We start from the raw sequence: 18,612 nt of genomic DNA, 5'->3' as shown, positions 1-18,612 counted from the left end.
GGCGGCAACGTTCAGGGAAATAGTGGCGCTTGGCGGTCAAACTTTGTTTGATGCGGCGCAAGCGCCCGGCGAAAGCGGGATGAAAAGTGCGCGCGTGTTACATGAGGAACATCACCACGGCCGTCGCGGTCGGCAGCAGCGCGCCCAGCAGCAGGCCGCCCAGGCTGATCGATTCGTCGTTGAAGCCGTCGCGCAGCAGCGCCACGCCGGCCGGGTTGGGGGCGTTGGCGATCACCGTCAGGCCGCCGCCGGCCACCGCGCCGGCCACCAGCATGTACTTCGCGTGGTCCGACAGGCCGACGATCAGCGAGCCGAGATAGGTCAGGGCGGCGTTGTCGGTGACGGCGGTCAGGGCCACGGCGCTGAAGAACAGCGCGGTTGGCTCGAGGCCGCTGACGATCGGCTGCAGCCACCACTGCTGCATGCCGCCCAGCACCACCAGGCCGGCCAGGAAGAAGCCGACCAGCAAGCCTTCGCGCAGGATCAGCGGCGACTGGTACTGCTCGTATGCCTGGGTGAAGCCGAGGAACAGCAGGAACAGGCCCATGAAGATGACCGGGTGATGGGCGAAGGCGACGACGCCGGCAAGGAAGGTCAGGTGGATGATGCGCACCAGCGGCGGCGCGGGGATGCCCGCCGACGTGACTACCTCGTCGCTGATGTAGCGGCGCAGCAGGAGCGTCACGGCGGTCGCGTTGATGACCACCGCGATGGCGGCGCGCCAGCCAAACGTGGCGGCCATGAAGCTCGAATCCCAGCCCCATGTCGAGGCCACCATGAGTACCGGCGGGGCGGCGAAGGAGGTCAGGGTGCCGCCGATCGAAATGTTGACGAACAAGACGCCCAGGGCCGCGTATTTCAGCCATTCCGGTTTGTTTTTCGTAAACACCGTCGGCGCCAGCATCAGCGCGGCCAGCGTCATCGCGGCAGGCTCGGTAATGAGCGAGCCGATCAGTGGAATCCCGGCCAGGCATAGCCAGGCGCGCGCCACGGCGGTGCGCACCGGCATCAGCCGGGCGACCACGCCGATCAGGCCGCGCACGGTTTCAAGCACTGGCCGCGATGCCGCCACGACCATGATGACGAACACGAACAGCGGTTCCGTGAAGGTGCGCGACTCGGCATACAAAATCGCCGCGGCGCCGCCGCTGACGATGGCCATCGCGATCACCAGCACGATCGCCCACAGCCCGAACACCACTTCGATCTCGCCGGCGAAGTGCAGCAGTCCGGCGTGGCGAGGGTAGCGGTCGGCGAGGCGCTCGAACGATTTGGCGGCGAAGGTATGGATGAGTGCCAGGGCAAAAATGATGGCGGCAATCAGCTGGATGTCTGTCATGGTCGAAAAAATTGCAAAAAGTAATGGCTATTATTGCCCAGATCACCACCCGGCAGGCAAACTTCGCGACATCGGCCGGGCTCGCTTTACGGTATCATGCGCGCTTTTGTTTTGATTCGGGAAGCACCATGGCTGACATCAACATCGTCCAGACCCACAACCTGACGCCGGAACGGGCGCGCGCCGCGGCGCAGGAAGTGGCGGACAAGATTGCCCGCGAATACGGCCTGGCCTGCAACTGGGATGGCGATGTGCTGCGTTTCGAGCGCAGCGGCGTAAACGGCGCGCTGACCTTGGGCGACCAGCAGGCGGCGATGGAAATCAACCTGGGATTGCTGATGGGCGCGTTTGCGCCATCGATCCGCGCGAAGGTGACGGAGAAGATGCAGCGGGTGTTTGCCGGCGCCTGACGCGGTTCCCGCGCAAGCGGGAACCGATGCGGCACGCGCAGGTTCCCGCCGCGGCTGGAATTAACCCTTCAATTCCTCGATCAGGTCGATGTACTGCTGCATCGCCTGGTCTTGCGACGTGCCCTTGAGGCCGTCCCATGCGTCGAACTTGGCGCGGTTGACGAAGTCGGTCATGCCAGGGCGCTCGCCCTGCACGTCGCCGCTCGAACCCTGCTTGTACAGCGCGTAGATCTTCAGCAAGGTCATGTTGTCCGGACGTTCGGGCAAGTTCTTCGAATCGGCCTGGGCCTGGGCGAATTGTTCCTGCAAGCTCATGATCAGTCCTTAAACGGCCAGCAGTTCGACATCGAAGATCAGGGTGGCATTCGGCGGAATCACGCCGCCGGCGCCGCGCGCGCCATAGCCGAGCGCTGCCGGGATGGTCAGGCGGCGCTGGCCGCCGACTTTCATGCCCTGGACGCCTTCGTCCCAGCCGCGGATGACCTGGCCGCCGCCGAGGTTGAACTGGAACGGATCATTGCGGTCCTTGCTCGAGTCAAATTTCGCGCCCTGGCTGCCGTCGTCGTTGCGCAGCCAGCCGGTGTAGTGCACGGTGACCTTCTGGCCGGCGGTCGCTTCGGCGCCTTCGCCGACGGTGGTGTCTTCGTATTGCAGGCCGGATTCTGTCGTGGTGGTGGACATGGTGTTTTCCTTAATGAGTGCGGTGATCGGGAATTGTAGTCCATGGCGTAGCAATCCGCCAATTGAGCGCATGGCAACGCGGGCGCCGCGTTTCGATTATGCTTTGCCTGCATCCACGACCACACCGACCCGCTTATGAACCAGAAATTGCTGCGCCCCGTCCTGAGTGCCTACGGCCGCGCGCTGCGCTCCCAGCTGACCGGCAAGATGCTGATGCTGTCGGCGATCCCGTTCCTGCTGTCGCTGCTGCTGTGGGGCGCGCTGCTGTGGAACGGCCTGCAGCCGATGCTCGACTACCTGCATGCGCTGTTTACCGACTACGGCTGGTTCAGCACCAGCGGCAGTGTGCTGTCGACCTTCGGGCTGGGCTTCCTGAAAACCGTGATCGTGCCGCTGGTGGCGCTGCTGGCCTTGCTGCCGCTGATGGTGGTGACGGCGCTGCTGTTCATGGGCGTGGTGGCGATGCCGGCGATCGTGCGCCATGTCAGCCAGCGCCAGTTCGCGCAGCTGGAAAAGAAGCACGGCGGCAGCTTCATCGGCAGCCTGCTGGTGAACCTGGGCGGCTTTGCCATCTTCGTGCCGTTGTGGCTGCTCTCGCTGCCGCTGTATGTGATCGCGCCGGTGGCGATCGTCGCGCAGGCATTGCTGTGGGGATGGCTGACGCAGCGCGTGATGAGCTACGACGCCTTGTCCGACCACGCCAGCGCAGAAGAACGCGGCGCCATCATCGCGAAGCACAAGCGCCAGCTGATGCTGATCGGGATATTTTCCGGCGCGGCCGGGGCCTTGCCCGGCGTGGTGTGGATCGGCGGGACCATTGCCGCCGTATTCCTGTTCCCGTTCCTGGCCGCGCTGTCGATCTGGCTGTATGTGGTGATCTTTATTTTCACCGGCCTGTGGTTCCAGTATTTCTGCCTGCAGGCCCTGATGGAGCTGCGCGACGAGCGGGCGCGCGGCGACGCGCCCGCCGTGCCTGCCTGAGCCGCTGGTATTGCGATTTCTACACCGGCTGTGAGCGTTCATGCATCGGCTGTTTTATGCCTGATGCGTGCGCTGGCGCACCGACTCGGATTGCCGCTTCGACCAGGCATCTTGCCCCTTTGGTCACAGCCTGTTTCGCGGTCTAACTCAGCCGTTGTTTTTTTGCGAAAATCAAACGTGGAAATCAAACTTTTCTCGAACGTGTCTTCGTCCGGACGTGTTGATGTGGTGGAATGATAGACATTGCGAGACGAAATCCGGAGTGAGATTTCAGCTGTTATCTCGCGTACCACAAACACTTCAATCACTCGTGCAGGCCAGTTCCAAAGATGGCGAAGGTTGAACGGGTATTCGAAGTAAAATTGATTCAAACCGGTTGAGCCATCATGGAAAGTAATCGTCGTTTTCGACGGCCCCGCATCATCGTTGACCGTGCAGTGCGCAAAATGCGCGCGCGTGCAACGTCGATCGCTTCGACTAACAGCAGCACAGAACCTGTGCCGCATCTGAACTACCCGCATCCGCATTTGTCGCTCGTTCCCGATCCAGCGCCAGTTGCGGAGGGGGAAGGCGACATGCAAGACCCGCACACCAATAAAAAACCGCCACGCCGTTTCAAGCTGTACCTGGTCCTGTTCCTGCTGCTGATCATTGCGGTCACCGCCGCGTTCGCCGCGTATGAAATGCGCACGTCGACCATGCAGGCCGAGTTCTTCTCGCGCCTGGCGTCCAAGCTCGACTACAAGGTCGGCCCTGGCCCGAGCAGCACGATCCGCTTCCCGTCGGCCAGCCCGTACGACGCGCGCCTCGGTTACGCCAACCTGCCTGATTACCTGGGCAAGCTGCAGACCCGCAACTACGTGATCGAATCGCAGGCGCGGCTGTCGCCGAAGATGGTCGACATGGCCGAGATGGGCCTGTTCGCCACGTTCCAGGAAAAGACCAAGGTCGGCCTGACCATCCTCGACTGCCGCGGCGCGCCGCTGTTCTCGTCGCAGTTCCCGGAGCGCTATTACGATGGCTTCGACAAGGCCCCGGCGCTGCTGGTCAAGAGCCTGCTGTTCATCGAAAACCGCGAGCTGCTCGACACCAAGTACCCGAAACGCAACCCGGCGGTCGAGTGGGACCGTTTCGGCAAGGCCGTGCTCGACAAGTCGCTCAGCGTGTTTACCGGCGGCGACAAGCGCTCGGCCGGCGGCAGCACGCTGGCCACCCAGATCGAAAAATACCGCCACTCGCCGGACGGGCGCACCAGCTCGCTGACCGAGAAGTTCATCCAGATGGGCTCGGCCACCTTGCGCGCCTACCAGTATGGCGAAGACACCACCCAGGCGCGCCGCCGCATCGTGGTCGACTACCTCAACACGGTGCCGCTGTCGGCCAAGCTGGGCTACGGCGAAGTCAACGGCATCGGCGACGGCATGTGGGTCTGGTACGGTCGCAAGTTCGAGGACGTCAACCGCGCCCTGGCCGGCCCGGTCAACACGCCGCAAGCGGCGCAGATCTACAAGGAAGCGCTGAGCCTGATGATTGCGCAGCGCCGTCCGGCCCATTACCTGGGCGCCGGCGACGACGACCTTGAGCAGCTGACCAACACCCACCTGCGCGTGCTGGCCCAGGCCGGGGTGATCGCGCCGTCGCTGCGCGACGCCGCGCTGCGCATGCCGCTCAAGCCGTCGGCATCGTCGGGCGTGGCCCAGCCTGCCGCCAACACCTTCGTCACGCGCAAGGCGTCGAACGCGGTGCGCACCCACCTCGGCGGCCTGCTGGGCGACGCGCGCCTGTACAACCTCGACCGCCTCGACCTGTCGGTGGTCAGCACGCTCGATTCGAATGCGCAGAACGCCGTCACCGCGGTGCTGCGCGACCTGCGCGACGCCGACAAGGCCAGCGCCGCCGGGCTGACCGGCAAGGGCATGCTGGGCAACGGCGACCCGTCCAAGGTGGTCTACAGCTTCACGCTGCTCGAACGCGGCGAAAAAGCCAACTACCTGCGCGTGCAGACCGATAACTACGACCAGCCGCTCGACATCAACGAAGGCGCCAAGCTCGATCTCGGCTCGACCGCCAAGCTGCGCACGTTGGTGACCTACATGGACATCGTCGACCAGCTGCACCAGCGGTTCGCCGGCATGGACAACAAGGCGCTGCGCGCCACGGTCATCGATCCGAAGGACCGCATGTCGCAATGGGCGGTGGAATACTTCACGCTGAACCAGGCGCCGGAATCGCGCACCCTTTCGGCAATGCTGGAGGCGGCGCTCGAGCGCAAGTACTCGGCCAGCCCGTTCGAAGGCTTCTTCACCGGCGGCGGCCTGCACACCTTCGGCAACTTCAGCAAGCTCGACGACCGCAAGATCATGTCGGTGCGCGACGCGCTGCGCAGCTCCACCAACCTGGTGTTCGTGCGCATGATGCGCGACGTGGTGCGCTATTACATGTTCCAGTTGCCCGGCTCGTCGGCGGCGCTGCTGGCCGATTCGACCGACCCGCGCCGCGCCGAATACCTGGCCCGCTTCGCCGACCGCGAAGGCCGCGAATTCCTGACGCGCTTCTATAACAAGTACCGCGGCAAGAACCTGGCCGAAGCGGAAAAAGTGCTGCTGGCCAGCCTGCGGCCGACCCCGACCCGCCTGGCCAATGTGCACCGCACGATCGCGCCGGACGCCAACGTCGCGACGTTCGGCAAGTTCATCAACGACAACCTGGCGTCGGCCAACGAGGTCGACCAGGAACGCATCGAGCGCATGTACGTGCAGTACTCGCCGGCCAACATGTCGCTGGCCGACCGCGGCTATCTGGCCACCATCCACCCGCTCGAGCTGTGGCTGGTCGGCTACCTGCGCACCCATCCGGGCGCCAAGTTCGCCGAGATCGCCGACGCCAGCGTCAAGGAACGCCAGCTGGTCTATGCATGGCTGTTCAACACCCACCGCAAGCACGCGCAGGACCGCCGCATCGCCGGCCTGCTGGAAGTGGAAGCCTTCCTCAAGATCCACGCGCAGTGGAAAAAGATGGGTTATCCGTTCGACTCGCTGACGCCGTCGTACGCCACCACGCTGGGCGCGTCGGCCGACCGCCCGGCTTCGCTGGCCGAAATGATGGGCATCATCGTCAACGGCGGCGTGCGCAAGCCGACCCAGCGCATCGAGTCGCTGCACTTTGCCAAGGCCACGCCGTACGAGACGCTGGTCAAGCCGGGCCAGGTGGCGCAGGGCGAGCGGGTGCTGGCGCCGGAAGTGGCCGCCGCGGTGGCCGAGGCGATACGCGGCGTGGTGTCGGACGGCACCGCGAAGCGGGTCAAGACCGCGTTCACGATGGCCGACGGCCAGGTGATCGCAGTCGGCGGCAAGACCGGTACCGGCGACCAGCGCTTCGAGGTGTATGGCGCCGGCGGCCGGCTGATCGAGTCGCGCTATGTGAACCGCTCGGCGACGTTCGTGTTCAACATCGGCGAGCGCTTCTACGGCAGCATGACCGCGTATGTGGCCGGGCCGAGCGCGGCCGACTACGACTTCACCAGCGCGCTGCCGGTGCAGCTGCTGGCGACGCTGGCGCCAAGCCTGATGCCGATGATCGAGCCGCCGAAGACGGCGGTGGCGGGCACGGCGCCACCGAAGGTCTGCGGCGGTTGACCGTCGTTCGCGCGCAAGGGCACTGCTGTCCGGCATATTTTGCGTGACACGAATCGCTCGGCAGCCAAGTATCGTTTTAGACGGTATGGCGACAACGAAATCGGCAATGCAGGCCAACGTCGCCCCTGCGCAAGCAGGGGCCCATACTAATCGTGCCGAGTATGGAGCCCTGCCTTCGCAGGGGCGACGTTAAGTCTTGCATTTCAAGTCTTAATGTCGCGATTTCTGTGAGCGCCCCGAACCCGATTGATGCAATCGCACTGTCAACAAGAATATTTCGGACAGCAGTGCGCGAACGCGGGAAACCATGCCTTGCCGATGTCGTGATGGCGCATGGCTTGCCGCGGGGGCGCCGAGGCCTTGGCGGGAGCGACATGCGGCGACTTGCATTGTTGTCAAATTGTTGGCATCGTACCGGGCATGAAACCCATGCACAGAGTAATGACCAACATCCGCAAGTTCACCCGGTTCTCGTTCGGCGACCTGGTCGCCACTGCCGGACCGACCGTGGTCGTCATCGCGGTGCTGTGCGCGGCGGCCTACCTGATCGTCGATCCGGCGCCGCCGCGCCAGGTGGTGCTCGCCACCGGCCAGGAAAACAGCGCCTACGAGGAATTCGGCAAGGAGTACGCCGCCGCCCTCGCCAAGCACGACATCACCGTCACCACCCGGCGCTCGCTCGGCTCGCAGGAAAACCTCGAACGCCTGAACGCCGGCAAAGTCGATATCGCGTTCGTGCAGAGCGGCTCCACCGAAGAGCAGGCGGCGCGCCGCGCCGGCCTGGTCTCGCTGGGCAGCCTGTTTACCGAACCGGTCTGGCTGTTCATGCGCGAGCCGGCCGCCGTCACCAGACTGGCTGACCTGAAGGGCAAGCGCATCAACCTCGGCCCGGAAGGCACCGGCGTGCCCAAGCTGCTGCGCAAGGTGCTGGAGCTTAATGGCGTGGAGCCGGCCGACCTGACCATCGGCGCGCTGGAAAACACGCCGGCCACCGTCGAACTGCTGGAAGGCCGCATCGACGCGCTGGTGTTCAGCTCCGGCCCGGAAGCGCCGCTGGTGCAGATGCTGCTGCAAACGCCCGGCATCAAGCTGTTCGACTTCACCCAGGCCGAGGCTTACTCGCGGCGCCTGCCGTTTGTCACGCACGTGGTGCTGCCGCGCGGGATCGTCGATGTCGGGCGCGATATCCCGGCGCAGGACTATCACCTGATCGCGCCGACCGCCACGCTGGTGGCGCGCGACGACCTGCATCCGGCGCTGGTCGACCTGTTCGTGCAGGCTGCCAGCCAGATCCACGGCGATACCGGCTGGTTCCAGACCCAGGGCCAGTTCCCGTCGGCGCGCTTCACCGAGATCCCGGTGGCGCGCGAGGCCGAGAAGTTCTACAAGAACGGTCCGCCGCTGCTGCAGCGCTACATGAGCTTCTGGATGGCCAACCTGCTCGACCGCATGTGGGTCGTGGTGGTGGCGCTGGCGGCGCTGTGGATTCCGCTGTCCAAGGTGGTGCCGCCGCTGTACGTCTGGCGCATCAAGTCGCGCGTCTACCGCTGGTATGGCCAGCTGCGCACGGTGGAGCAGGAGCTCGATGCGGCCCAGGGAGAACAGCGCGCCCAGGTGTCGGTGGCGCTGCTCGCGCGGCTCGACGAGATCGAGGCGATGGTCAACCAGATCTCGATTCCGCTGGCCTTCGCCGATGCCTTGTACGGCCTGCGCAGCCACATCAACTTCGTGCGCCAGCGGGTCAGGGCGGTCGCCGCGGCAGCGGCCGAAGAAGCCGCGGCCGCGGCCGCGCCGGTCCCGGCGGTGTAAGCGCGCGCTTACGCGCCGATCCAGGGCAGGCCCGCCTTGCACCAGCCGCCCAGCGTCTTGCGGTGGCCTTCGCTGTCCTTGTCGCCTTCGAAGCCCTCGAGGATGTCGAAGGCCTGGGTGTAGCCGCGCGCGGCCGCGGCGGCGGCGCCGTGGCGCGAGCGCACGCCCGAGCGGCACAGGAACAGCAGCACCGCGTCCTTGTCCGCGGCTTGCTCCAGCTGCGCGGCAAAGTCGGGATTCGGGGTGCCGGCCGGCCAGGTGGTCCATTCGACGGCGATGTGCTGCGCTTCCGGAATGGCGACCTTGCCGACCCACGCGCGCTCGGCGCTGGTGCGCACGTCGACCAGCTTGACGCGCGGGTCCATCCGGATCAGTTGGTAAGCCAGCTGCGGCGTCACGGCGCCGGCATAGGGCTGGCCCGGGGCCGCGCTGCGCGCTTGGGCAAGGAGCTCGTCGATGTTGGTCATGGATTATTCCGGTGGTGTATTTCCGTCTATTATAGAAGTTGGCGCAGGCGATGCAGCAGGCTCGCCATTTGGGTGCATTGCGCTTTATCGTGGTGCAAAATGGGCCGTTCGCACCAAAATAGTGCCTGCCGCGGGCCTGGCTTGCACCGTTCGCTGCCGTGGGCAGCGTTTCCCGGCTGGCATGCTTCCTGCTAATATAGCCGGTAAGATGTGCCGCGTCGCGCCTGCGCGCGCGGCAACCCCTCATTTCATTTAGGAGATCCAGAATGGCAAGAACAGCCGCAGAAGTGTTGAAGATGGTCAAGGACAACGAAGTCAAGTTCGTTGATTTTCGTTTTGCCGACACCCGCGGCAAGGAGCAGCACGTCACCGTTCCGGTTTCCCATTTCGACCTCGACAAGTTCGAGTCGGGCCACGCGTTCGACGGTTCGTCGATCGCCGGCTGGAAGGGTATCGAAGCGTCCGACATGATCCTGCTGCCGGATCCAAACACCGCCAACATCGACCCGTTCATGGAAGAGACCACGCTGTTCATGCAGTGCGACGTCATCGAGCCATCGGACGGCAAGGGCTATGACCGCGACCCGCGCTCGATCGCCAAGCGCGCCGAAGCGTACCTGAAGTCGACCGGCATCGGCGACACCGCCTTCTTCGGCCCTGAGCCGGAGTTCTTCATCTTCGACAGCGTGCGCTGGAAGATCGACATGTCGGGCTGCTTCGTCAAGATCGACTCGGACGAGTCGTCGTGGGCGACCGGCAAGGAGATCGAAGGCGGCAACAGCGGCCACCGTCCGACCGTCAAGGGCGGCTATTTCCCGGTGCCGCCAGTGGACAGCTTCCAGGACATGCGTTCGGAAATGTGCCTGATCCTCGAAGCGCTGGGCATCCCGGTTGAAGTGCACCACCACGAAGTGGCCGGCGCCGGCCAGAACGAAATCGGCACCAAGTTCTCGACCCTGGTCGAGCGCGCCGACTGGACCCAGAACCTGAAGTACGTGGTCTGGAACGTCGCCCATAGCTATGGCAAGACCGCGACCTTCATGCCGAAGCCTGTCGTCGGCGACAATGGTTCGGGCATGCACGTGCACCAGTCGATCTGGAAAGAAGGCAAGAACCTGTTCGCCGGCGACGGCTATGCCGGCCTGTCGGACGACGCGCTGTTCTACATCGGCGGCATCATCAAGCACGCCAAGGCGCTCAATGCGATCACCAACCCGGGCACCAACTCGTACAAGCGCCTGGTGCCAGGCTACGAAGCGCCGGTCAAGCTGGCTTACTCGGCGCGCAACCGTTCGGCATCGATCCGCATCCCGCACGTGGCGAACCCGAAGGGCCGCCGCATCGAGACCCGTTTCCCGGATCCGCTGGCCAACGTCTACCTGTGCTTCGCGGCGCTGCTGATGGCCGGCCTGGACGGCATCCAGAACAAGATCCACCCGGGCGAAGCGGCCTCGAAAGACCTGTACCACCTGCCGCCGGAAGAAGACGCGCTGATCCCGACCGTCTGCGCCTCGCTCGAAGAAGCCCTCGACGCGCTGAACAAGGACCGCGAGTTCCTGACCCGCGGCGGTGTGTTCAGCGACAGCATGATCGACGCCTACATCGAACTGAAGATGACCGAAGTGCAGCGCATGCGCATGACCACGCACCCGGTCGAATTCGATATGTACTATTCCTGCTAACAGCTTTCGTTGCCAGTCTTTCAGCTTGTGTGAACAGGCTGGCATCGAATGTGTTACGGAGCTGTAAAAAACGCGCGGAAAGCCACGGCTTTCCCCGCGTTTTTTTTTGGATGTTGTATATTCGGGGTGACTTTTAATTTCCGTACGGATTCATGTGTTCGCTAAGCTGATGGTTATGACAACGAGATGTTTCCCGGCTGTGCTTGGGCTGGCGCTGATGGGCGCCGCGCCGATGGCGGCGGCCGAGATCTTCCTGTGCGTCGACAAGGATGGCCGGCGCGAGCTGACCGACAACAACCGGCCGGGCTGCCGCCAGCTCGACGTGCCCGGCTCGTTCCCGGCGCCGGCCGTACGCAAGGGGGCGCCAGCGGTGCGCGCGGCGTCGAGCCCGGCGCTCACGCCGAGCGACTTCCCGCGCGTCGACAATGCCCAGCAAAAGGCGCGCGACGACGACCGCCGCGCCATCCTCGCCGACGAGCTGCGCACCGAAGAGCGCCGGCTGGCCGAACTGCGGCGCGAATTCAACGGCGGCGAGCCTGAACGCCAGGGCAATGAAAAGAATTACGCCAAGTATCTGGCGCGGGTCGCCGAGATGCGCGACAACATCTTCCGCGCCGAAAAGAACGTCGAAGCCCTGAAGCGAGAAATCGGAAACATCAAGTGAACCTGGACGCGCTCGCCGGCCTCGACTTGCTGGCCTCTGCCGTGCTGATCGCCGGCGCCGATGGCCGCATCGGCTACGCCAACGCGGCCGCCGAAAGCCTGCTCGACAGTTCGCTGAAGGCGCTGTCGCACAAGACCATCGCCACGCTGTTCGCCAACGGCGACGAACTGGCCGCGCTGACCGTGCAGGCCAAGGCCCACCAATACGCCGACATGCGCCAGGACCTGACGCTGGAGCGGGCCGGGCGCGAGGCGCTGCACGTGCACTGCATCGTCAGCACGCTCGAGGACGGCGCCATCCTGATCGAGCTGCGCGAGAACGTCCAGCAGCTCAAGCTCGACCGCGAGGAGCGCATCCTCGACCAGAGCCAGGCCAACAAGGAGCTGATCCGCAACCTGGCCCATGAGATCAAGAACCCGCTGGGCGGCATCCGCGGCGCCGCCCAGCTGCTCGAGCTGGAGTTGCCGCCGCTGCACCTGGCCGAGTTGCGCGAGTACACCCAGGTCATCATCAAGGAGGCGGACCGGCTGCAGACCCTGGTCGACCGCCTGCTGGCCCCGCACCGGCGCCCGCACATCGTCGGCGACGTCAACATCCACGAAGTGTGCGAACGGGTGCGCAGCCTGATCCTGGCCGAGTTCCCGTCCGGGCTGTCGATCCGGCGCGATTACGATGCCTCGATTCCCGAATTCCGGGGCGACAAGGAGCAGCTGATCCAGACCGTGCTCAACATCGCCCACAATGCCGCCCAGGCCTTATCGGAGAGAATTGCGCTAGGGGATGCCGAGATCGTGTTGAAGACCAGGGTGGCGCGCCAGGTGACCTTGGCCAAGGTCCGCTACGTGCTGGCATTAGACTTGCATATCATCGACAATGGACCGGGCATACCGCCCCAGATCCGCGACCGTATCTTTTACCCGCTGGTGTCGGGCCGGGATGGCGGCAGCGGCCTGGGACTGACGCTTGCGCAGACCTTCGTGCAGCAGCACATGGGTGTGATCGAGTGCGAGAGCCGGCCCGGCCTGACCGACTTCCGCATCCTGCTGCCGCTGCCGTGAGGCGCGCCCGGCGTGGGATGCGCGGCGGTCCCATTGCAACAGCGTTCAGCAGGAAAGCGAATACATGAAACCAATCTGGATAGTTGACGACGACGCCTCGATTCGCTGGGTGCTCGAAAAAGCCCTGGCGCGCGAAAACCTGGCCACGCGCAGCTTTGCCAACGCCCACGATGCCAGGGAGGCGCTGGCGCTGGAGACGCCGCAGGTGCTGGTGTCCGACATCCGCATGCCGGGCGAGTCCGGCCTGGAACTGCTGCAGGCAGTCAAGGAGCAATGCCCGGGGCTGCCGGTCATCATCATCACCGCCTATTCCGACCTCGACTCGGCCGTTGCCGCGTTCCAGGGCGGGGCCTTCGAATACCTGGCCAAGCCGTTCGACATCGACAAGGCGGTGGCGCTGATCCGCCGCGCCCAGGAAGAAAGCCTGCGCGAGACCAGCGTCGAGTCGGGGCCGCAGGGCAGCCCGGAAATCCTCGGCCAGGCGCCGGCGATGCAGGAAGTATTCCGCGCCATCGGCCGGCTGTCGCAGTCGAACGTCACGGTCTTGATCACCGGCGAGTCCGGCACCGGCAAGGAACTGGTGGCGCGCGCGCTGCACAAGCACAGCCCGCGCGCCAGCCAGCCGTTCATCGCCCTCAATACCGCGGCGATCCCGAAGGACCTGCTCGAATCGGAGCTGTTCGGGCATGAGCGGGGCGCCTTCACCGGCGCCCAGGCGACCCGGCGCGGGCGCTTCGAACAGGCCGAGAACGGCACCCTGTTCCTCGATGAAATCGGCGACATGCCGTTCGACCTGCAGACCCGGCTGCTGCGGGTGCTGTCGGACGGCCATTTCTACCGGGTCGGCGGGCACCAGCCCCTCAAGGCCAACGTGCGCGTGATCACCGCCACCCACCAGAACCTGGAGCAGCGCGTGCGCGACGGCTTGTTCCGCGAAGACCTGTTCCACCGCCTCAACGTGATCCGCCTGCGCCTGCCGAGCCTGCGCGAACGGCGCGACGACATTCCGCTGCTGGCGCGCCACTTTTTGGTGCAGAGCGCACGCCAGCTGGGCGTCGACACCAAGCGCATGAGCGACGCGGCGATGCATTTTCTCAGTAGCCTGGAGCTGCCCGGCAACGTGCGCCAGCTGGAAAACCTGTGCAACTGGATCACCGTGATGGCGCCGGGCCAGACCGTCGAGGTCAAGGACTTGCCGCCCGAGCTGATGCATGGAAACGGCAGTGGCTGGGACGCGGCGCCCCCGGCCGAGCTGCCGATGCATGTGCAGGCGGCGCCAGGCGCCAGCCAGGGCGACTGGGCCAGCCTGCTCGAGCAACAGGCGTCGAGGATGCTCGGGGCCGGCCAGCTCGAGGTGATGGATGTGCTGGGCCGGCAGTTCGAGGCGATCCTGATCCGCGCCGCGCTCAAGTACACGCACGGACGCAAGAACGATGCGGCAGTGCGGCTGGGCATCGGGCGCAATACCATCACGCGCAAGATCGCCGAGCTGGGAATCGGCGGCGCCAAGGACGAATAAACAGGCGCCGGCTATAGTAAGCTGTTGCTTTTTGCACAGCTTACAGGACTCCCATGCTGATTAACTGCGTCGCCTACCAGGAAGGCAAGAAGCTCAGCGATATCCCGGTCGAGGCGATCAGCGATTACATCGCGCTGCCCGACTGCTTTGTGTGGGTCGCGCTGCACGACCCGCAGCCGGACGAGCTGGCCACGATGCAGCACGAGTTCGGCCTGCATGAACTGGCCGTCGAGGATGCCCTGCGCGGCCACCAGCGTCCCAAGATCGAGGAATACGGCGACTCGCTGTTCGCCGTCGTGCGCATGGTCGAGCTCAACGGCGACGAGCTCAATGTCGGCGAGCTCGACGTGTTCATCGGCCCCAACTACGTGCTGTCGGCGCGCAATAACGCCAGCAAGGGCTTCCTTGGCGTGCGCGCCCGCGCCGAGCGCGAACCCCACTTGCTGACGATGGGCTCGGCCTTCGTGCTGTACGCCCTGATGGACGCCGTCGTCGACCGCTACTTCCCGGTGGTCGACGCGCTTGAATCCGAGCTGGAAAGAATCGAAGACCGGATTTTCACGGAAGGCTCGCAGTCGCGCGACAACATCGAGCGGCTGTATGAACTCAAACGCAAGGTGATGGTGCTGCGCCACGCGGTTGCGCCGCTGTTCGACCAGGTCGGCAAGTTGTACGGCGGGCGGATCCCGCCCGGATTCGAGCATACGCAGGAATATTTCCGGGACGTGCACGACCACCTGTACCGGATCCAGTCGACCCTTGACACCATGCGCGACACCATCGCCACCGCGATCCAGGTGCACCTGTCGATGGTGGCGATCGAAGCGGGCAATGTTAATAAACGGCTCGCTGCCTGGGCTGCGATCTTCGCGGTACTGACCGCATTTGCCGGCATCTGGGGCATGAACTTTGAATTTATGCCCGAACTCAAGTGGCGCTTCGGCTACCCGGCGGCCGTCGTCGGAATGCTCACGGTGTGCGGGTATCTGTATTACAGGTTCAAGAAATCGGGTTGGTTGTAAGCCGTTGCAGCTTTTTCACGCACGTTTTCGCTGATGAGTGTGTTGTTTCTGGACACAGTAACGTCTTTACTTATTTGACAAAAAACAATCAGTTATGGTTCCATGCATCACAACCTTCTTCATCGTCAATGAAGAGGGGGCGGCGTTTTTTCGCCGTGGTTAGCGTTTAATTTCTCATGGGAATTTAAACGCGCCATGAAGACTACGCCTCGCTCACAAAGCGGGGTATTAATAATTACACTCGAGGGACTTTTAATGATCACGGAAACAGTGTTATCTCGCTCCATCCGCCTGATGTTCGCTAGCGGACTGGTGCTCGGCAGCATGCAGGTTGCGTCGGCACAAGAGGCTGCAGAGCCGGCCATGCAACGGGTTGAGGTTACCGGTTCGCGTATTCCTACGCTGAACACGGAAGGCGCAAGCCCAGTCACCACGTTGAGCGCCAAGGACATCAAGATCGATGGCGTCCGTAACGTCGAAGACATGCTGAACAACCTGCCACAGGTGTTCGCAGCTCAAGGTTCCTCCATCTCGAACGGCGCGACCGGTACCGCAACTGTCAGCCTGCGTGGCCTCGGTTCGGACCGTACGCTGGTGCTGGTCAACGGCAAGCGCCTGCCAGCAGGTAGCGTGTCGAGCACCGCAGCTGACGTCAACCAGGTTCCAGCGGCGCTGATCAAGCGCGTCGAAGTGCTGACCGGCGGCGCCGGCGCAGTGTACGGCGCGGGCGCGGTTGCCGGCGTGGTCAACTTCATCCTCCGTGACAACTTCGAAGGCGTCGAAGTGCAGTTGAACGGCAGTGGTTACAACCACAGCCAGGGCAACGCAGTCGGCCCAATCGTCAGCCGTGCTGGCTATCCAGTTCCTGATGACAAGAACTTCGACGGCAAGTCCAAAGACGTCAGCGTCCTGATGGGCGGCAACTTCGCCGACAACAAGGGTAACGCTACCGTATTCTTCTCGTACAAGGAAACCGACGCACTGCTGCAAAGCGAGCGCGATTTCTCGGCATGCGCGCTGGGTTCGTCGACCACCACCGGCTTCGGCTGCGTCGGTTCGGGCACCAACCCAACCGGCCGCGTCGCCGTCAACGGCCGTGCGGGTTCGTTCACCAACGGCGCCAATGGCACCGTGCGTCCGTACACCGCTGCCGATTCGTACAACTATGGTCCTGTGAACTTCCTGCAGCGTCCGTCGCAAGTCATCGGCTTCAACGCCCGTGCGCATTACGACATCAACGACAAGGCGCGCGTCTACCAGGAATTCAACTTCCACAACTACAGCACCGATGCGCAAGTGGCGCCAGGTGGTGTGTTCTTCGGTGCCCAGGCTACCCTGCGCAACGACAACCCACTGCTGTCGCCAGCATGGAAGAGCGCACTGGGCATCACCGCGCCAGGCAGCTCGGTAGCAGTCACCCTCGGCAAGCGTAACGTCGAAGGCGGCCCGCGCGTTGCTGACATCCAGGATACCTCGTATCGTCAACTGGTTGGCCTCAAAGGCGAAGTCAACAACTGGACCTACGACATCTTCGGCCAGTACTCGCGCGTGAACCACGCCGAGACCAACTCGGGCTACTTCTCGAGCAAGCGCATCGCGCTGGCAACGGACGTCGTTCCTGATCCAGTCACCGGCCAGGCAGCTTGCCGTTCGGCAGTTGACGGTAGCGATCCTAACTGCGTACCGTACAACATGTTCACGCTGGGCGGCATCACCCAGGCGCAGCTGGACTACCTGAACGCGTCGGGCCACTCGACCGGTTACACCCAGCAGATCGTTGTTGGCGCCAACGTCGGTTCGGACCTGGGCACCTACGGCATCAAGTCGCCATGGGCAACCAGCGGCGTGGGCGTGTCGTTCGGCGTAGAGCGCCGTGCGGAAAAGCTGGCGTTCGAGCCTGACGAGGCATCGCTGAGCGGTGACCTGGCAGGTTCGGGCGGCGCATCGCCAGCCCTGGTCGATGGTTTCTCGGTCAAGGAAGTCTTCGGCGAGTTCCGTCTCCCACTGCTGGAAGACAAAGCCTTTGCCAAGAACCTGGATCTGTCGGGCTCGTTCCGCCGCTCGGATTACAGCGCCGGCTACAAGGCCGACACCTGGGGCGTAGGTATCGACTGGGCACCAGTTGATTCGGTCCGCTTCCGTGGTTCGTATCAGAAGGCAGTGCGCGCACCAACCATCCGCGACCTGTTCAACCCACAGTCGATCGGTAACAACGGCCCGACCAACGATCCATGCGAAGGCGCAATCGGCAGCGAGACCCTGACCGCAACCGCGGCAGAGTGCGCGCGCACCGGCCTGCCAGCTAACCTGTACGGCAATGTGCCATACAACTCGGCGAACCAGCACTCGGATCTGAACGGCGGTAACCCGAACGTTCTGCCAGAAGAAGGCACCACCAAGACGTTCGGCCTGGTCTTCACCCCGACCAAGAGCCTGACCCTGACCCTGGACTACTTCGACATCCAGATCGCCGACACCATCAGCTCGGTCGACCCTTCGGTCGCGCTGGACCAGTGCCTGACCACCGGCGCGCCGGTATTCTGCAACCTGATCAAGCGTGATACGCTCGGTTCGCTGTGGCTGTCGCCTAACGGTCCTGCTGGCTTCGTGGTCAACACCACCGCCAACATCGGCTCGATCGGCACCTCCGGCCTGGACCTGGGCGCCAACTACCGCCAGCGCCTCGGCGCAATGGGTAGCCTGGACCTCACCATGAACGGTACCTGGGTTGACAAGTACACCGTTGAGAACGTCCCAGGCCTGGGCGAGTACGACTGCAAGGGCCTGTTCGGCCAGACTTGCGGCACCTCGACCCCGGAATGGCGTCACAAGCTGCGCGGCACCTGGATCACCCCTTGGGACCTGAGCGTGTCGGCAACCTGGCGTCACTTCGACTCCGTCGCCCAGGAACGTCTGAGCGGCCAGGAGCTGCTGGGTACGGGCGCGGTTGCAGCAGTTGAAAAGCAACTCGGTGCACGTGACTACCTCGACCTGAACGCTGCTTACAACCTGACCAAGAAGATGACCCTGTCGTTCGGCGTCAACAACGTGCTGGATCGCGATCCACCACTGGCTTCCGGCAATGCAATTCCTGCCGCAGGCAGCGCCAACGCGAACACCTTCCCACAGGTGTACGATTCGATGGGCCGCTTTGTCTACATGAACCTGACCGCACGCTTCTAATCACTTAGACGTACGGTAAAAACGGCGAGCTGCGAAGCTCGCCGTTTTTTTTTTTTGCTTTGTCCCCGCCACGTGTAGACAACGCCGAGCGCAGCCATGTGCATCGTTGCCGGTGAGTCGCGCCTCGCTTCAGAGCCTCTCCCGCCACCGGGACACCTTCCT

15 protein-coding genes are annotated in these 18,612 nt (G+C 63.9%); 10 read left to right on the top strand and 5 right to left on the bottom strand.

The genetic code is table 11. The annotated features are described in order from the left end of the window. Nucleotides 1-97 precede the first annotated feature (97 nt). The gene (locus tag I4X03_RS15670) at nucleotides 98-1,339 is read right to left on the bottom strand and encodes a putative Na+/H+ antiporter (RefSeq protein WP_223469177.1); all 1,242 of its coding nucleotides are present in this window, start codon (nucleotides 1,337-1,339) and stop codon (nucleotides 98-100) included. Nucleotides 1,340-1,467: 128 nt separating this feature from the next. Here I4X03_RS15670 and I4X03_RS15665 point away from each other — a divergent pair, with 128 nt between their 5' ends. Further along, nucleotides 1,468-1,749, top strand: a complete 282-nt coding sequence (locus I4X03_RS15665) for a polyhydroxyalkanoic acid system family protein (RefSeq protein WP_223469176.1) — start codon at nucleotides 1,468-1,470, stop codon at nucleotides 1,747-1,749. A 60-nt stretch (nucleotides 1,750-1,809) separates the two neighbouring features. Here I4X03_RS15665 and I4X03_RS15660 read toward each other — a convergent pair whose 3' ends face one another. Continuing rightward, nucleotides 1,810-2,064, bottom strand: a complete 255-nt coding sequence (locus I4X03_RS15660) for an acyl-CoA-binding protein (protein ID WP_223469175.1) — start codon at nucleotides 2,062-2,064, stop codon at nucleotides 1,810-1,812. A gap of 9 nt (nucleotides 2,065-2,073) precedes the next feature. Next, nucleotides 2,074-2,430: an FKBP-type peptidyl-prolyl cis-trans isomerase gene (locus tag I4X03_RS15655; RefSeq protein WP_223469174.1), complete on the bottom strand. Its 357-nt coding sequence runs from the start codon at nucleotides 2,428-2,430 to the stop codon at nucleotides 2,074-2,076. Between the two features lie 135 nt (nucleotides 2,431-2,565). On the opposite strand from I4X03_RS15655, the gene I4X03_RS15650 reads away from it, so the two are divergent. Then, complete coding sequence (locus I4X03_RS15650) at nucleotides 2,566-3,411, top strand: EI24 domain-containing protein (RefSeq protein ID WP_223469173.1); 846 nt, start codon at nucleotides 2,566-2,568, stop codon at nucleotides 3,409-3,411. Nucleotides 3,412-3,449: 38 nt separating this feature from the next. On the opposite strand, the gene I4X03_RS15645 is transcribed toward I4X03_RS15650, so the two are convergent. Next, nucleotides 3,450-3,938, bottom strand: a complete 489-nt coding sequence (locus I4X03_RS15645) for a hypothetical protein (RefSeq protein WP_223469172.1) — start codon at nucleotides 3,936-3,938, stop codon at nucleotides 3,450-3,452. Nucleotides 3,939-3,986: 48 nt separating this feature from the next. Here I4X03_RS15645 and I4X03_RS15640 point away from each other — a divergent pair, with 48 nt between their 5' ends. Together I4X03_RS15640 and I4X03_RS15635 are read left to right on the top strand one after the other, a co-directional pair. Then, on the top strand, nucleotides 3,987-7,046 hold the full coding sequence (locus I4X03_RS15640) for a transglycosylase domain-containing protein (RefSeq protein ID WP_223469171.1): 3,060 nt from the start codon (nucleotides 3,987-3,989) through the stop codon (nucleotides 7,044-7,046). 441 nt (nucleotides 7,047-7,487) lie between these two features. Continuing rightward, on the top strand, nucleotides 7,488-8,855 hold the full coding sequence (locus I4X03_RS15635; protein ID WP_223469170.1) for a TAXI family TRAP transporter solute-binding subunit: 1,368 nt from the start codon (nucleotides 7,488-7,490) through the stop codon (nucleotides 8,853-8,855). Nucleotides 8,856-8,863: 8 nt separating this feature from the next. On the opposite strand, the gene I4X03_RS15630 is transcribed toward I4X03_RS15635, so the two are convergent. Further along, nucleotides 8,864-9,322, bottom strand: a complete 459-nt coding sequence (locus tag I4X03_RS15630; protein WP_223469169.1) for a rhodanese-like domain-containing protein — start codon at nucleotides 9,320-9,322, stop codon at nucleotides 8,864-8,866. Between the two features lie 266 nt (nucleotides 9,323-9,588). Between I4X03_RS15630 and glnA the strand changes: the two genes are divergently transcribed. From glnA to I4X03_RS15600, 6 genes are all read left to right on the top strand, one after another. Continuing rightward, complete coding sequence (gene glnA / locus I4X03_RS15625; RefSeq protein WP_223469168.1) at nucleotides 9,589-11,004, top strand: type I glutamate--ammonia ligase; 1,416 nt, start codon at nucleotides 9,589-9,591, stop codon at nucleotides 11,002-11,004. 175 nt (nucleotides 11,005-11,179) lie between these two features. Further along, entirely contained in the window at nucleotides 11,180-11,668 is a 489-nt protein-coding gene (locus I4X03_RS15620) for a DUF4124 domain-containing protein (RefSeq protein ID WP_223469167.1), read from the top strand. Continuing rightward, a complete protein-coding gene (gene glnL, locus I4X03_RS15615) occupies nucleotides 11,665-12,726 on the top strand; it encodes a nitrogen regulation protein NR(II) (RefSeq protein ID WP_223469166.1) in 1,062 nt (353 codons plus the stop codon). Before I4X03_RS15620 ends, glnL begins: the two co-directional genes overlap by 4 nt. 64 nt (nucleotides 12,727-12,790) lie before the next feature. Next, complete coding sequence (gene ntrC / locus I4X03_RS15610; protein ID WP_223469165.1) at nucleotides 12,791-14,245, top strand: nitrogen regulation protein NR(I); 1,455 nt, start codon at nucleotides 12,791-12,793, stop codon at nucleotides 14,243-14,245. 53 nt (nucleotides 14,246-14,298) lie between these two features. Then, the gene (gene corA, locus I4X03_RS15605; protein ID WP_223469164.1) at nucleotides 14,299-15,267 is read left to right on the top strand and encodes a magnesium/cobalt transporter CorA; all 969 of its coding nucleotides are present in this window, start codon (nucleotides 14,299-14,301) and stop codon (nucleotides 15,265-15,267) included. Nucleotides 15,268-15,522: 255 nt separating this feature from the next. Then, the gene (locus tag I4X03_RS15600) at nucleotides 15,523-18,450 is read left to right on the top strand and encodes a TonB-dependent receptor domain-containing protein (protein WP_223469163.1); all 2,928 of its coding nucleotides are present in this window, start codon (nucleotides 15,523-15,525) and stop codon (nucleotides 18,448-18,450) included. The last annotated feature ends 162 nt before the right edge of the window (nucleotides 18,451-18,612 follow it).

The sequence above is a fragment of the Massilia soli genome (genome assembly GCF_016809835.1).
In the GTDB taxonomy this organism is placed as follows: Bacteria; Pseudomonadota; Gammaproteobacteria; order Burkholderiales; family Burkholderiaceae_D; genus Telluria_A; species Telluria_A soli.
This window is presented reverse-complemented; position numbering and strand designations above follow the sequence as displayed.

What these genes read in the sequence shown, in the direction of transcription:
- I4X03_RS15670 (WP_223469177.1), bottom strand. Translation starts at nt 1,339, where the DNA reads ATGACAGACATCCAGCTGATTGCCGCCATCATTTTTGCCCTGGCACTC.
- I4X03_RS15665 (WP_223469176.1), top strand. Translation starts at nt 1,468, where the DNA reads ATGGCTGACATCAACATCGTCCAGACCCACAACCTGACGCCGGAACGG.
- I4X03_RS15660 (WP_223469175.1), bottom strand. Translation starts at nt 2,064, where the DNA reads ATGAGCTTGCAGGAACAATTCGCCCAGGCCCAGGCCGATTCGAAGAAC.
- I4X03_RS15655 (WP_223469174.1), bottom strand. Translation starts at nt 2,430, where the DNA reads ATGTCCACCACCACGACAGAATCCGGCCTGCAATACGAAGACACCACC.
- I4X03_RS15650 (WP_223469173.1), top strand. Translation starts at nt 2,566, where the DNA reads ATGAACCAGAAATTGCTGCGCCCCGTCCTGAGTGCCTACGGCCGCGCG.
- I4X03_RS15645 (WP_223469172.1), bottom strand. Translation starts at nt 3,938, where the DNA reads ATGCGGATGCGGGTAGTTCAGATGCGGCACAGGTTCTGTGCTGCTGTT.
- I4X03_RS15640 (WP_223469171.1), top strand. Translation starts at nt 3,987, where the DNA reads ATGCAAGACCCGCACACCAATAAAAAACCGCCACGCCGTTTCAAGCTG.
- I4X03_RS15635 (WP_223469170.1), top strand. Translation starts at nt 7,488, where the DNA reads ATGACCAACATCCGCAAGTTCACCCGGTTCTCGTTCGGCGACCTGGTC.
- I4X03_RS15630 (WP_223469169.1), bottom strand. Translation starts at nt 9,322, where the DNA reads ATGACCAACATCGACGAGCTCCTTGCCCAAGCGCGCAGCGCGGCCCCG.
- glnA (WP_223469168.1), top strand. Translation starts at nt 9,589, where the DNA reads ATGGCAAGAACAGCCGCAGAAGTGTTGAAGATGGTCAAGGACAACGAA.
- I4X03_RS15620 (WP_223469167.1), top strand. Translation starts at nt 11,180, where the DNA reads ATGACAACGAGATGTTTCCCGGCTGTGCTTGGGCTGGCGCTGATGGGC.
- ntrC (WP_223469165.1), top strand. Translation starts at nt 12,791, where the DNA reads ATGAAACCAATCTGGATAGTTGACGACGACGCCTCGATTCGCTGGGTG.
- corA (WP_223469164.1), top strand. Translation starts at nt 14,299, where the DNA reads ATGCTGATTAACTGCGTCGCCTACCAGGAAGGCAAGAAGCTCAGCGAT.
- I4X03_RS15600 (WP_223469163.1), top strand. Translation starts at nt 15,523, where the DNA reads ATGATCACGGAAACAGTGTTATCTCGCTCCATCCGCCTGATGTTCGCT.